The following is a 13,882-nucleotide window of genomic DNA, read 5'->3' as shown; positions in this document are numbered from 1 at the left end:
AAACTTCGTCGCCAGCAGCGCCGCCGCCCTCGTTCAGTGACGCGGCTTATAAGTCCTTCCCTCAGACATAGTCAACAGTGCTTTTTGGAAAAAAGTGAACTTTCTTACAACGCATTGATTTTGAATGATAATCCTGCTTGGATAACTGGAGGTCCTATCATACGGTCCGATTCCCCGCACCCGCAAGCAATGTGCTGCTGCAAAACGGCTTAAAATCGTCTCCGCCACTATTCCGCCCTCACAAGATCACAATCGGATGGTCTCAAGGGCGCGCGGTTTATGCGCGCACGATTCAGGCAGGGATAGGCGCATAGATTGCGCGCGTGGCGCGATTTGACTTCCATGCCCGGAGTATGCACATCTTTCGGCCCAGCCGAGACGGCGCCGATGAACCATGAAAGGACGCGGACAAAACTGCCATGATGACGGAGAGGATGATGATACGCTCGTTGGGCAACGAGCCGCCGCTTCTCGCCGATGGCAGACGGGCGCCAGACAGGCGCGAGGTCTCGCTGCGCTGGCTTTCGGGTACGTTCCTCACCGGCATCACCTCCAGCGTTCTGATGGGTGTGGCCCTCTTTGCCGCCCTCGACGGACGCCAGCAGCTTGCAATCCCGGCTGAAGCCTATGCCAGCGCCAATACGGACGCGCTTGCAGATACCGGTGTTACGCGCGGGGACAGGCTGATTGCGCCGGCAATCGCCGCCAAGCCCTCTGACCGGGCAATCATGGAAGTCTCGACCGTGGTTCACGACGGCGACAAGGAAGTCGTCCGCCGCCAGCCGTTCTCGCATGTGAAGATGCGGCTTGCCGCAAATCATGTCACGACCGAGGACTATCCGGATTTCGATGCCCTTGCGATCTTTTCCGCCGACGAGGGACAGCCTGCCCCGGCAGCGCGCACCGGCGCGATCTACGGTTCCGATGTCGAGTCCGAAGTCAGCTTCAAGACCGTTGCCTTCCCGACCGGGAAAAGCGAGTTTCAAACGCTGCCCGGCATGACCCTGGACGAAATCGAGGAGAATGTCCGCTCGAACGGTTCGGCGCTGACCGATGGCACCACGCAGGTCTCCGCGCTTTACTATGTCGATCCTCAACGCTTCTCGAACGAGGACAACGATATCGATCTGACCTCCGGCCTTTCGGCGCGTGTTCTCGAGCAGAACATGACGGTCTCCGCGCCGGAATCGATCACGCCGGAGACCGAGGAATTCGCAGACGACATCATTCCGGCCCGTCAGGACGTTACGATTGCCAAGGCGCTGATCGATTCAGGCTATCCTGAACCGCAGGCAAAGATGCTGGCGGCCAACCTGTCCGCGCTGTTCGGCAGCGAAGAACTCTCCAAGGGCGATGTCCTGCGCATCGGCATCATCCAAAAGGGCGAACAGGCCAGGCTTATCCGCGCCAGTGTCTATCGCGGCACCCGTCATCTTGTCACGATCGCCCTCGACGACAAGAACCGCTTCGTCCAGGCAAGCGAGCCGCCCACGCTTGACGCGGTCGCGACCGCTTTCGACGACAATTCCCAATCGGTACCGGCTGGCCAGAACCTGCCGAGCGTCTACGACGGCATCTACCGGGCTTCTCTCTCCTATGGCATGACCAAGGAGATGACGGCGCTGATCATCAAGCTACTTGCGGCAAACGTCGACTTCCAGGCGCAGCTGAGGCCGACGGATTTCCTGGAGGCCTTTTTTTCGGTCGCCGATTCCAGCGGCCGCGCGACGGCGGATTCCGAGCTGCTCTACGTCAATGCCCGCTTCGGCGACACGGTGACGCGCTTCTACCGCTTTCAGGATCCGGACGGGAACGTCGACTATTTCGATCAGGACGGCAAGAGCATCCGCCAGTTTCTGCTTCGCAATCCGGTTCCGAACGGCATCTTCAAATCCGGCTTCGGCATGCGCCGCCACCCGATCCTGGGCTTTGCCCGCATGCATACTGGCGTCGACTGGGCCGCCCCGCGCGGCACGGCGATCATCGCGACCGGCAACGGCACCGTCGAAAAGGCGGGCTGGGACTCCGGCGGCTACGGCAACCAGACCATTGTCCGTCACGCCAACGGCTACGAATCCTCCTACAATCACCAGAGCGCCATCGCCAAGGGCATCGTTCCCGGCTCCAAGGTGCGCCAGGGCCAGGTGATCGGCTGGGTCGGCACGACAGGCGAATCCACCGGCCCGCACCTTCATTACGAGCTGATCGTCAACGGCACCAAGGTCGATCCGCTCCGCATCCGCCTGCCGGGCGGCAAGTCACTTGACGGCGATGCGCTGGCGAAGTTCGAGGACGAGCGCAAACGCATCGACACGCTTTTGAACAATCAGCCGGTCGATCAGGTCGCCAGCAAATAGTTCCGACAAAAACGGCGGCCGAAGCCGCCATTTTCCTTCTCTGGTCGCCGGTTCTCAGGCTGCTTCGTTGACAGCAGAGCTGCGCGTACGGAACAGCAAGCGGTCCGTGCCGCTGGTGATCTTCACCGTCGACCCGTCGGGCACCTGGCCGGAGAGGATCTGCTCGGCGAGCGGATCCTGCACGTACTTCTGGATCACCCGCTTCAGCGGCCGCGCGCCATAGACCGGATCATAACCCTTGTTGGCGAGCCAGTTTCGGGCATCCTCGTCGAGGTCGATCGTGATCTTGCGCTCGGCAAGGAGTGCGATCAGCCGCTTCAACTGGATATCGACGATCGCGCCCATTTCCTCGCGCTTCAGGCGATGGAACAGGATGATTTCGTCGACACGGTTCAGGAACTCCGGCCGGAAGTGAGCGCGTACGACCTCCATCACCTGCGCACGAACGGTGTCGCTGTCGTCCCCTTCCTTGAGTTGGGTCAGGTACTCGGCGCCGAGGTTCGAGGTCATGATGATCATCGTGTTGCGGAAATCGACCGTCCGGCCCTGGCCGTCGGTCAGGCGGCCATCATCCAGAACCTGCAGCAGGATGTTGAAGACGTCGGGATGCGCCTTCTCGATCTCGTCGAACAACACGACCTGATACGGCCGGCGGCGAACAGCTTCGGTCAGCGCACCGCCTTCATCATAACCGACATAGCCGGGAGGGGCACCGATCAGCCGGGCCACGGAGTGCTTCTCCATGTATTCCGACATATCCATGCGCACCATTGCCGTTTCGTCGTCGAAGAGGAACCGGGCGAGCGCCTTGGTAAGCTCCGTTTTGCCGACACCGGTCGGGCCGAGGAAGATGAACGAGCCGATCGGCCGGTTCGGATCCTGCAGACCGGCGCGCGAACGCCTGACCGCGCGTGACACGGCCTGGACCGCATCCCCCTGGCCGATCACCCATTTGGCGAGCTCGTCTTCCATGCGAAGCAGCTTCTCGCGCTCACCTTCCAGCATCCTGTCGACCGGAATGCCCGTCCAGCGGGAGACGACATGCGCAATGTTGTCAGGGGTCACTACCTCCTGCACCATGGCGCTGCGATCACTGTCCTGCTGCTCGGCTTCCGTCAGCTTCTTTTCCAGTTCCGGAATGACGCCATAGGTCAACTCGCCGGCACGCTGAAACTCGCCCTTGCGCTGGGCGATCGCCAGTTCGTTGCGGGCTTCGTCGAGCTGCTTCTTCAGGTCGGCGGCAAGACCGAGCTTCTGCTTTTCCGCCTGCCAGCGGGCCGTCAAGGCATCGGCCTCTTCCTCAAGACCTGTCAGCTCGGTTTCAAGCCGCGTCAGGCGATCGGCAGACGCGGCATCCGTTTCCTTCTTCAGGGCCTCGCGTTCGATCTTTAGCTGGATAATGCGGCGGTCGAGTTCGTCGAGCTCCTCGGGCTTGGAATCGACCTGCATGCGCAGCCGGGCCGCCGCCTCGTCGACAAGGTCGATGGCCTTGTCCGGCAGGAAGCGGTCGGTGATGTAGCGGTTGGACAGCGTCGCCGCAGCCACCAGCGCGGAATCCGAGATACGGACCTTGTGATGCTGCTCGTATTTTTCCTTGAGGCCGCGCAGGATCGAGATCGTGTCCTCGACGGTCGGCTCCTCGACCATCACAGGCTGGAAGCGGCGGGCAAGCGCCGGATCCTTTTCAACGTGCTTTCGGTATTCGTCAAGCGTGGTCGCGCCGACGCAGTGCAGCTCACCGCGGGCAAGGGCCGGCTTCAGAAGGTTGGAGGCATCCATCGCCCCATCGGCCTTGCCGGCTCCGACCAGCGTGTGCATTTCGTCAATGAAGAGAATGATCTCGCCATTTGCCGACTGCACCTCATTGAGCACGGCCTTCAGCCGCTCTTCGAATTCGCCGCGATATTTCGCGCCGGCAATCAGCGCGCCCATGTCGAGCGCCATCAGCTTCTTGTCCTTGAGCGATTCCGGCACGTCGCCATTGACGATGCGCAAGGCGAGGCCCTCGACGATCGCCGTCTTGCCGACGCCGGGCTCGCCGATCAGCACGGGGTTATTCTTGGTGCGCCGGGAAAGAACCTGGATCGTACGGCGGATTTCGTCGTCACGGCCGATAACCGGATCGAGCTTGCCCTCCCGGGCCTCACTGGTCAGATCACGTGCGTATTTCTTCAGGGAATCGAAACCCTCCTCCGCGTTCGCGGAATCGGCCGTACGCCCTTTTCGAATTTCGTTGATGACCTGATTGAGCGCCTGCGCGGTCACGCCGGCGTTTCTAAGGGTGGCAGACGTCGAAGCCGAGGCTTCGATTGCCAGAGCTTGCAGCAGCCGCTCGACCGTGACGAAACTGTCGCCGGCTTTCTTCGCTGCCTCCTCCGCCGTCGACAGGACCTTAGCAAGCGGCTGGGACAAATAAATGTTGCCGCCGCCGCCGGAAACCTTTGGCAGCTTGGCGAGCACCGCATCGTTTGCAAGCCGGGCGGCCTTGGGATCTCCGCCGGCGCGTTCGATCAGCGAAGCGGACATGCCCTGGTCGTCGTCGAGCAGGACCTTGAGGACATGCTCCGGTGTAAATTGCTGGTGCCCCTGCGCCAGAGCATAAGTCTGGGCGGACTGGATGAAACCCCGCACCCGCTCGGAGTATTTTTCAATATTCATGCTGTACCTCCATAAATCGCCCTGCCCTAATATAAGGCGCAGGCCGATGACTGAGATTGAGCTCCCTCAAAAGGCGAGCCCTGTCCGCCGCATCTGGGATTTGCCGCGAACAAACCTGGTCAGGATATGGTGGAGAATCTGTAGAGTTTAAAGGGGCATGCGGCGGGAAAATCCGTCCGGTTTGAGCGCACCGGGCGGTGGCTCTTCATTCTCAAATTGGTGCGTCATGCGCTGCGCTGCTTGCCGACATAGGGTAGCGCGAACAGGTAGAGGCCTGTGAACAACAGCAGGAAGAGCGGCGGCAAGGGTGAGTAAACCACCCAGGCGGGTGGCGTCCCCAATGCCATGGCGACGAAGTTGGCAATGACTGTCACCGTAAAGACCATGGAAAGCCAACGATGGACCTGCCGGATATATTTGTTCCAATTCAATGATCGCTCCTCCTCAACGAAGCCGGACGCCGGCCGTCGGTCATAGATCCGTTTTTCACTCAACTCGATGCTGTCTTCTTCGTTCGCGGCTTGGCGGCGAGCGACATGAGTGCCTTCAAGGCTTCCCTGTCGATTTCGCCTCCCGCATGGATGTCGATGGCACGCCTGATATTGCCCTCAAGGCTGGAATTGAAGGGACCCGAGGGATGCTTGCCGGATAAGTGCCCTGATCCGGGCGAGAGTCTCACTGTGGCAGTCGGCTCCTTTATCCGTCGAGACTGCCCTCAGTCCGCCCGCGCCAGAACCTGCTCCAGGTTCGCAAAGAACTTCTGCCAGCCGAACCGCGCGCCGTTGTAGGCCTGCTGCTGATCTGGCCGGAAGCCCGATTGTTCCATGCGCAGCTGCGTTCCCGTGCTGGTCGGCGTCAGTGTCCAGATGACAACGCTCTCGAGTCCATGAGCTGCCCAGGTGTAGGAAAGCGTCCTGTTCGGCTCGACTTCCAGGACTCTGCAATCCACGGCACCCCAGTCGGCGCTGAGTTTGAAGCTGTGGTGCACGACGGGCCTGAAGTCGTTCTTCATGAGCCACTCCTCGATCAGATGCGGCTGCGTCAGCGCCCGCCAGATCTTTTCCGGCGGAAAAGCAACGTGCCGTTCGACGACGACGGAGAGTGTTTCGATCGAGGTCTGGGTCATTGGTCCATCTTTTTGAGCAAATCTTCGAGGTCGTCGAACCGGCTTTCCCAGAAGCCGGCCATCTGGCTCGTCCAGTCGACCAGTGGGGCGAGCGCCTTACGCTGCGCGCTATAATGCGTCTGGCGGCCTTCGTGGCGGTCACGAACCAGGCCGGCGTCCTTCAGAACCTTGAGATGTTTCGAAACGACCGGCTGCGAAACGCCGGCCTGCGCCGTCAGGACGCCAACTGTCTTCTCCCCCTCACGGCACAGCCGTTCGAAGATGGCCCGCCGGGTCGGGTCGGCAAGCGTTCTGAAAAGCGCATCATGGGTGTTCGGCACCGAAATCCATACCTCATTGGCTATGGATTTACGTATAGCCAGAGAGGTATGAATGAGTCAAGCGGCAATGCCGACAACCCGTCGCGCAAAAGAAAAGGCCGCTCGTGGGAGCGGCCTTTTGATCAAACCATCGTCTTGAAACGAAATTACTCGGAAGCCGCTTCCGCCAGCGCCGGCGCAGGCGTCTCGTTTGAAGCGCCCTCATCGGCGCCTTCACCCTCTGCGCCACGGCGCGGGCGGCGCGGGCGACTGCCGGCATTGCGGCGGCGAGGCTGGCGCTCCCGCGGGGCGGCGGAGGTTTCTTCCTCCATGGCGACTTCGGCTGGAATTCCTTCGATTTCCGGCTGCGGACCGGTCCCGTCAATGGCTTCCTGCTCCGCAACTGGAGCCGGAGCCGGGGCTGCCGCTTCCGCGCGCTGCTCGCGGCGATGCTGCTCGCGCGGCGGCTGAACGACAACAACTTCGTCGCTGTCTACCGTATCCAGCTCGTCACCTTCGCGCTCGAGACCGTCGCGGTCCGTGTATTCGTTCCGATCATCGCGCTGGAAGCGTTCCTGCATCTGCGCCTGGGCGGCCGCAATGATCCGGTTGTAGTGCTCTGCATGCTGCAGGTAATTTTCAGCGATGACGCGGTCGCCGGAGCTTTGTGCATCACGGGCAAGCTGCGCGTATTTTTCAGCAATATGCTGAGCCGTACCGCGAATCTTCACGTCGGGGCCGGAGCTGTCGTAGCTCCGAGTCAGCGGATTGCCGCCCTTGCGGTTGAAATTGTTATTATTGTTATTTCCGCCGCCGTTGTTGTTACCACGCCCTCGACCGCGCTTGTTCTGCTGTCCTGGCCTCATAGATCGCTCACCTGAATTCTCTGTTTGTGTGGATTGATGGCACCAACCGCCGTGGCCGGAAAACCGACTCAGAGCCTTCGTGCCGCAAGCATAATGCGCCTTCGCGCCGACCCGCCGCTTGTTCTCAAGTCATATTGACTGATTCACGCATTGGGTCGTGTTCAACCTTCGAAACTCTCGTTTAAAAGAGTGGACCCCCGAGGCTGACCAAGTACCGAACGAATCTGTGTTCATTCCTGACTGCCCAACACGTAGGGGCAACCTATATTGCTTCCCTCGGAAATCCAAGCCCTTTCTTCGCAATAGCAATATTGTTCTGTTCCTATGCTGCAATTTGTCGCTCAAGCATTGAGTGCGAACACGAGCACCCGGTCATTTTGGCCATAGTCTTTTGCCGATCCGACACACTGGAAGCCCGCAGCCTCGAAGACCGCCGTCACATCATTCCGCTGATCGTAGCCGATTTCTAATCCTATGACGCCATCTGGCCGCATAAACCTGGCCGCATCCTTGGCTATCGCTTTGTACGCGTCAAGCCCATCAGGGCCACCGTCCAGTGCTGCCGCCGGATCAAATTTCGTCACTTCAGGAGCTAGGTTGGCAATGACATTGGAAGCAATATAGGGCGGATTTGAGACGATCGCGTGAAACGTGCCACTGATGTTCTGAAACCAGCTCGATTGCACGACTTCGAAACGCTCCCCTAGTCCATTTCTTTCAGCGTTTGATTTTGCCGTGCTCAGGGCATCTGCCGATACATCGCTACCGATACCCGATGCTTCCGGACATTCGCTCAACAGCGCGAGGCATATCGCCCCGGTTCCGGTTCCTACGTCAAGGATATGGAGATGGCCTTCCGTTTTTGCAAGACCTCTCAGAAAAGGAAGCATCGTATCGACGAGGATTTCGGTGTCGGGCCGGGGCTCCAGTGTTCCTTCGGAAAGCGAGAGCGGCAATCCGTAGAATTCCCGCTCGCCGAGGATGCGATGGACCGGTTCATGCGCCAGGCGTCTTTCTACTGCAGCCTTGATCAGCGCTACCTTTTCCTCGGCGAGGCGCTCATCGCCCCGCGACAACATTTCCGTCGATGAGAATTTCAGCAGTCCGGCGAGGAGCAGTCTCGCGTCTGTCACGGGATCGGCGATACCGGCCTCGATGAAGCGGCGGCGGGCTTCGGCCAAAGTTTCGGAAACCGTCGGCCCTTCCCCCGTCATTGCTGCTCGCCAAGCAGCGCCAGCTGGCTTGCCTGATAGTCGGCAAGCAGTGCATCCACCACTTCATCAATCTCGCCTTCCATCATCCGGTCGAGCTTGTAGAGCGTCAGGTTGATTCGGTGATCGGTGATGCGTCCCTGCGGGAAATTGTAAGTCCTTATCCGCTCCGAGCGATCACCGGACCCCACCTGGCTCTTGCGATCGGCAGATCGTTCACTCTCGGCCCTTTGCCGTTCTGCATCGAAGAGCCTCGAACGCAGAACTTGCATGGCCTTGGCGCGATTCTGGTGTTGCGACTTTTCCGAGCTGGTGACGACGATGCCGGTCGGCAGATGCGTGATGCGGACGGCCGAATCGGTGGTGTTGACGTGCTGGCCGCCGGCGCCCGACGAACGCATTGTATCGATGCGAATGTCTTCCGGCCGGATCTCGATATCGATTTCCTCAGCTTCCGGCAGCACGGCGACTGTCGCCGCCGACGTGTGGATGCGTCCGCCGGCTTCCGTTTCGGGCACGCGCTGCACCCGGTGCACGCCGGACTCGAACTTCAACTTGGCGAAAACGCCCTTGCCGGTAATCGTGGCGATAATTTCCTTATAACCGCCCGCTTCACCCTCACTTGCAGAAAGGATTTCGACCTTCCAGCCATTCGCCGCGGCGAAGCGTTCGTACATCCGAAAAAGATCGCCAGCGAAAAGTGCTGCTTCCGAACCGCCTGTGCCGGCGCGGATCTCGAGGATAGCGCTCTTTTCGTCGGCCGCGTCCTTCGGCAGCAGCAGAATCTGGATTTCCTGCTCCAGCGTGTCGATGCGCTCCTTGACTTCCGGCAGCTCCAATTCGGCGAGATCGCGCATCTCGCGATCGACGGACTTGTCCCCGAGCAATGCTTCGAGATCGGCGAGTTCCGCAACGGCCTTTTCATACGCGCGGATCTTGGCGACGACCGACTGCAACTCGGAATATTCGGATGCGAGCTTCACATAGACATCAGCGGACGGGCCAGCCGACATGCGCGCTTCAATTTCACTGAAGCGGCGTTCCAGCTCGCGCATCTTTTCAACGGGAAGCTTCGCCACCCTTCACTCCGATTCTTTTTATGGTTTGCTAAAGGGGAATATTGTTACTCGCGGCGAAGCCGACAAGCACCTCGCGTACCGGCGTCGTAGACACGACATCGTCCAACGCCTGGTTCACGACTTTGGAGAGGGCTTCAACTTCGAGCGCAAGCAGCATCGCTTTCACCGGCCCGATTGAGGCCGGCGACATTGAGACCGAACGGAACCCGATACCGAGCAGCGCCATCGCCGAAATCGGCTTGCCTGCCAGCTCACCGCAAAGCGTGACGGGAGTGTTATTGCGCTCGCCGGCGCGCACGATCTCGCGAAGGATCCGGAGGAACGGCTTGCCAAGCGGATCAAAGCGGTCCGAGACCCGTGCATTTCCGCGATCGACCGCCATCGAGAACTGAAAGAGGTCGTTGGACCCCACGGAGACGAAATCGACCGCCGCCATCAGCTCGTCAAGCTGCCACAGCAGCGCCGGCACCTCCACCATAGCGCCGAATTGCAGCTTGCGAGGCAAGCCGTGGCCAAAGCGGGAAAGATGCTGCACTTCCTTCTGCAGCAATTCGCGCACCGCGGCGATTTCGGAGACCTCGGTCACCATCGGCACCATGAGCTTCAGCTCGATGCCCGCCGCAGCCCTCAGCATGGCACGAAGCTGCGTCCGCAGTAGTCCCGGCCGATCGAGCGCGAGGCGGATCGCACGCCAGCCGAGCGCCGGATTCTCTTCCTCGTGGCCGCGGAAATAGGGCACTACCTTGTCGCCACCAATATCGAGCGTGCGGAAGGTGACGACGCGGCCGGCCGCCTGCTTCACGACATTGCGGTAGAAAAGCTCCTGCTCCTCCGCCTTCGGCATGGTCGACGCGATCATGAACTGCAATTCTGTGCGGAAAAGCCCGATTCCTTCAGCCCCCGATTCCGCGAGCTGCGGCAGATCGACCAGAAGGCCGGCATTCATCAGCAGAGAGATGCGCTGTCCGTCCTTGGTGAGCGGTTCGACGGAGCGCAGCGCCCGGAACTGTTCCTGCCGGCGGGCCCGGAAGCGCACCTTCTCCTCGTAGGACCGCTGATGCTCCGGCAGGGGCCGCAAATGCACATGGCCCTCGTCGCCATCGATGATGATAGCGTCGCCGTTTTCGGCAAGCGCTACAACGCCGGCCGCCTGCCCGATCACCGGAATGCCCATGGCGCGCGCGACGATCACCACATGGCTGGTGACCGCGCCTTCTTCCAGCACCAGGCCACGCACATTGGCGCGGGGATAATCGAGAAGCTCGGCCGCGCCCATGGCGCGCGCCAGAATGATCGCGTCGTTCGGGAATCCATCGCCCGCTGTCCGGCCCGAGTATCCGGTGAGCTGCCGCAGCAGCCGGTTCGCGAGATCCTCGAAGTCATGCATGCGTTCGCGCAGATACGGATCTGTCAAGCGCATCATACGCGCCTTGGTATCGCTCTGCACCTTTTCGACCGCGGCCTCCGCCGTGAGCCCGTTTCGGATCGCTTCTTCGAGCTTCCTCACCCAGCCCTGGTCGTGAGCGAACATGCGATAGGTTTCGAGAACTTCGCGATGCTCGCCCTCCATCGAGACGTCTCGCTGCGACAGCAGATCGTCGATCGAAATTCTGAGCGAGCCCAACGCCTCCGAAAGTCGGCGTATCTCCTTCTCCGAGTCCTCGTTCAGCAGGTTCGTGACGACGACGCGCGGCTCGTGCAGTACGACATAGCCAAGCCCGATGCCTTCATTGTAGGTATCGCCGTCGATCGTCACCGAACGCGTCAGATCGAGTTCGAGACCCGGCTTGGTGATCTTCTTCAGCTCGCCGGTGGCGATCATTTCGGCGAGCACCATCGCGGTGGTTTCGAGCGCTTCCAGCTCTTCTTCGCGGTAGGTGCGGCTCGCCTTGTTCTGCACGACGAGAACGCCAAGCGAGCGCCCGGTGCGCAGGATCGGCACGCCAAGGAACGAATGGTAGATTTCTTCGCCGGTCTCTGGGAGATAGCGGAAGGCTGGATGCGATTGCGCGTCGGAAAGGTTCAGCGGCTGCGCCGAAGCCGCGATCGTGCCGACAAGCCCCTGCCCCATTTTCAGCTGAGACAGGTGGACAGCCTCTTTCTTCAGGCCTTCTGTTGCATAGAGCTCGAGAACGCCGTCAGCGCGAAGCACATAGACGGAGCAGACCTCCGCCACCATGTTGCTGGCGATCTGGCGAACGATCCGATCGAGACGCTCTTGTGGCTCCAGCGGCTCCGCCATCAACTCGCGCAGCCGCTTGAGCAACACGCGCGGACCGCCGGAAAGGTCTCTCATTGCGTCTCAAGCTCCAAATCAAAAGCAGGATAACCCGGCAGGCCGCCACTTTCTACTTAACTCGAACGCGTGGCACACCTGCTGGGAATCAATTCTTATCCAGACCGTAGCAGGAATGCAAAGTCCTGACAGCGAGTTCCGCATAAGGACCGTCGATCAGGATAGAAATCTTGATTTCCGAGGTTGTGATCGCCTTGATATTGATGCCCTTTTCGGCAAGAGCTTTAAAAGCGGTGGCAGCAACGCCTGCGTGCGAACGCATGCCGATGCCGATAACCGAAACCTTGACCAGCCCCGATTCGTTCTGGACGACGTCGTAGCCGATTTTCTCCTTGTTCTCGCCGAGCACCTTGATTGCCTTCTCGACGTCGCCCGAAGGCACGGTGAAGGTCATATCCGTCTTGGAGCCGTCCTCGGAGATGTTCTGGACGATCATGTCGACATTGATATGGCTCTCGGCCAAAGGCCCGAAGATCGCTGCGGACACGCCCGGCCGGTCTGCGAGACGGCGAAGCGAGATCTGAGCCTCATCCTTGGCGTAGGCGATGCCGGTGACTACTTCCTGTTCCACGATTTCATCCTCGTCACAAATCAGCGTTCCGGGCGGGTTCAAGAAATCACCCATGCCCGGAGCATCGGGATCTTCGAAAGAAGAGCGCACGAAAGTACGAACCTTGTGCACCATAGCGAGTTCCACCGAGCGAACCTGCAGAACCTTGGCGCCGAGCGACGCCATTTCGAGCATTTCCTCGAAGGCGATCTTTTTCAAACGGCGCGCCTGCGGCACGATACGCGGATCGGTCGTGTAGACGCCGTCGACATCCGTGTAGATATCGCAGCGATCGGCCTTGACCGCCGCCGCAATCGCAACCGCCGACGTATCCGAGCCGCCGCGGCCGAGCGTCGCGATGCGGTTGTCCGGTCCAAGGCCCTGGAAGCCGGCGATGACGGCAACCTGCCCCTCGCCCATGCGCTTGACGATATCGGCACCGTCGATTTCGAGAATGCGCGCTGCCCCGTGTGCATTGTCCGTGCGGATCGGGATCTGCCAGCCCTGCCAGGAGCGTGCGTTGATGTCCATCGCCTGCAGCGCAATCGCCAGCAATCCCGAGGTCACCTGCTCGCCGGAGGCGACGACGGCATCATATTCGCGCGCATCGTAGAAAGGCGAATTGGCACCGACGACCTTCGGTGTGCCCTGCACCCAGCCGACCAGTTCGTTGGTCTTGCCGGACATCGCGGACACGACGACGGCCACCTCATGGCCGGCATCGACTTCGCGTTTGACGTGGCGAGCAACGTTCTTGATGCGGTCCAGATCAGCGACGGACGTGCCGCCGAATTTCATTACGATGCGTGCCATAAGCCTCTACCACAGCAAACCGCCGGGAGAGGCGAAAGCCCGACCCGGCACCACAAAGCCTTGGAAAGCGGCATGGCCAAAGAGCCCGGGAATTGGGAGTTCTGGAACCCTTCTTAGGCCTTGCGCCCAAGGGCCCAAGTTGCGGCGTCTCTTAGCGAGTTTGAAGTGGGGTGGCAAGGTGGACGCATGGAGATTGGAATAGCAGGTTGGGGCGAAACCTCGTGCCGCAAGAAAATCAGTCCAAAGTCGGCGGTCAGGCCGAGCCCGATTTGCGGCTGGTGCAAACTGCACCCTCTTTGGAGAAATTCGCTGATCGCGCGTCCAATTCAGTGTAAGATGCATCCATGAGTGAAGCTCAGACTTTATTCTCAGCTCTGCGCCAGTCGGCACAGCCGAAAGTCGTTGATGCTATCGAACGTCTGGTCCGTGAAGCGCCCGACCGCAAGCTTTGTCGTGTCAATCCACTTGCCTTCGCCGCCAGCGAAGGGCTCAACGAAGAACGGGTGATTAACGCCTTTCTGCACGCGTCCCAGCTGGGCGTGTTCGACCTGTCATGGAACGTACTCTGCCCAGGCTGCGGCGGCGTGCTGGATGCCAATACCTCCCTGAGGACCGTGCAGAGCGACG

The 13,882-nt window shown here is 60.4% G+C and carries 12 protein-coding genes; 2 read left to right on the top strand and 10 right to left on the bottom strand.

Annotated features, from left to right (window positions below; all coding sequences use genetic code 11):
• The first annotated feature begins 419 nt into the window (after window positions 1-419).
• On the top strand, window positions 420-2,357 hold the full coding sequence (locus tag ACPYOJ_RS31720; protein ID WP_481419792.1) for a M23 family metallopeptidase: 1,938 nt from the start codon (window positions 420-422) through the stop codon (window positions 2,355-2,357).
• Window positions 2,358-2,411: 54 nt separating this feature from the next.
• Here the strand turns inward: ACPYOJ_RS31720 and clpB are convergent, their stop codons facing one another.
• From clpB to ACPYOJ_RS31670, 10 genes are all read right to left on the bottom strand, one after another.
• Window positions 2,412-5,015, bottom strand: coding sequence for an ATP-dependent chaperone ClpB (clpB, locus tag ACPYOJ_RS31715; protein WP_481419791.1), 2,604 nt, complete (start codon window positions 5,013-5,015; stop codon window positions 2,412-2,414).
• Window positions 5,016-5,239: 224 nt separating this feature from the next.
• Entirely contained in the window at window positions 5,240-5,446 is a 207-nt protein-coding gene (locus tag ACPYOJ_RS31710) for a hypothetical protein (protein WP_481419790.1), read from the bottom strand.
• A gap of 59 nt (window positions 5,447-5,505) precedes the next feature.
• Window positions 5,506-5,694 carry a hypothetical protein gene (locus ACPYOJ_RS31705; protein ID WP_481419789.1) on the bottom strand — a complete coding sequence of 63 codons (189 nt, stop codon included), beginning with the start codon at window positions 5,692-5,694 and terminating at the stop codon, window positions 5,506-5,508.
• Between the two features lie 36 nt (window positions 5,695-5,730).
• The gene (locus ACPYOJ_RS31700) at window positions 5,731-6,141 is read right to left on the bottom strand and encodes an SRPBCC family protein (protein WP_481419788.1); all 411 of its coding nucleotides are present in this window, start codon (window positions 6,139-6,141) and stop codon (window positions 5,731-5,733) included.
• Window positions 6,138-6,461, bottom strand: coding sequence for an ArsR/SmtB family transcription factor (locus ACPYOJ_RS31695; protein WP_481419787.1), 324 nt, complete (start codon window positions 6,459-6,461; stop codon window positions 6,138-6,140). The genes ACPYOJ_RS31700 and ACPYOJ_RS31695 overlap by 4 nt, the downstream gene beginning before the upstream one ends.
• 146 nt (window positions 6,462-6,607) lie before the next feature.
• Window positions 6,608-7,306 carry a DUF4167 domain-containing protein gene (locus ACPYOJ_RS31690; RefSeq protein ID WP_481419786.1) on the bottom strand — a complete coding sequence of 233 codons (699 nt, stop codon included), beginning with the start codon at window positions 7,304-7,306 and terminating at the stop codon, window positions 6,608-6,610.
• A gap of 341 nt (window positions 7,307-7,647) precedes the next feature.
• Window positions 7,648-8,520, bottom strand: a complete 873-nt coding sequence (prmC, locus tag ACPYOJ_RS31685; RefSeq protein ID WP_481419785.1) for a peptide chain release factor N(5)-glutamine methyltransferase — start codon at window positions 8,518-8,520, stop codon at window positions 7,648-7,650.
• The gene (gene prfA / locus ACPYOJ_RS31680; RefSeq protein WP_481419784.1) at window positions 8,517-9,596 is read right to left on the bottom strand and encodes a peptide chain release factor 1; all 1,080 of its coding nucleotides are present in this window, start codon (window positions 9,594-9,596) and stop codon (window positions 8,517-8,519) included. Before prfA ends, prmC begins: the two co-directional genes overlap by 4 nt.
• A gap of 28 nt (window positions 9,597-9,624) precedes the next feature.
• A complete protein-coding gene (gene ptsP / locus ACPYOJ_RS31675) occupies window positions 9,625-11,892 on the bottom strand; it encodes a phosphoenolpyruvate--protein phosphotransferase (protein ID WP_168832574.1) in 2,268 nt (755 codons plus the stop codon).
• Window positions 11,893-11,980: 88 nt separating this feature from the next.
• Window positions 11,981-13,255, bottom strand: a complete 1,275-nt coding sequence (locus tag ACPYOJ_RS31670; RefSeq protein WP_168832575.1) for an aspartate kinase — start codon at window positions 13,253-13,255, stop codon at window positions 11,981-11,983.
• Between the two features lie 344 nt (window positions 13,256-13,599).
• Between ACPYOJ_RS31670 and ACPYOJ_RS31665 the strand changes: the two genes are divergently transcribed.
• A partial coding sequence (locus ACPYOJ_RS31665; protein WP_481419783.1) for a DUF5939 domain-containing protein occupies window positions 13,600-13,882 on the top strand: 283 nt, incomplete at its 3' end.

Source organism: Rhizobium sp. SVR5-9E (assembly GCF_056755095.1).
This window is presented reverse-complemented; position numbering and strand designations above follow the sequence as displayed.

Bases quoted from the DNA above. Each gene is read 5' to 3' on its own strand.
- ACPYOJ_RS31720 (WP_481419792.1), top strand. From the start codon at position 420: ATGATGACGGAGAGGATGATGATACGCTCGTTGGGCAACGAGCCGCCG.
- clpB (WP_481419791.1), bottom strand. From the start codon at position 5,015: ATGAATATTGAAAAATACTCCGAGCGGGTGCGGGGTTTCATCCAGTCC.
- ACPYOJ_RS31700 (WP_481419788.1), bottom strand. From the start codon at position 6,141: ATGACCCAGACCTCGATCGAAACACTCTCCGTCGTCGTCGAACGGCAC.
- ACPYOJ_RS31690 (WP_481419786.1), bottom strand. From the start codon at position 7,306: ATGAGGCCAGGACAGCAGAACAAGCGCGGTCGAGGGCGTGGTAACAAC.
- prmC (WP_481419785.1), bottom strand. From the start codon at position 8,520: ATGACGGGGGAAGGGCCGACGGTTTCCGAAACTTTGGCCGAAGCCCGC.
- ptsP (WP_168832574.1), bottom strand. From the start codon at position 11,892: ATGAGAGACCTTTCCGGCGGTCCGCGCGTGTTGCTCAAGCGGCTGCGC.
- ACPYOJ_RS31670 (WP_168832575.1), bottom strand. From the start codon at position 13,255: ATGGCACGCATCGTAATGAAATTCGGCGGCACGTCCGTCGCTGATCTG.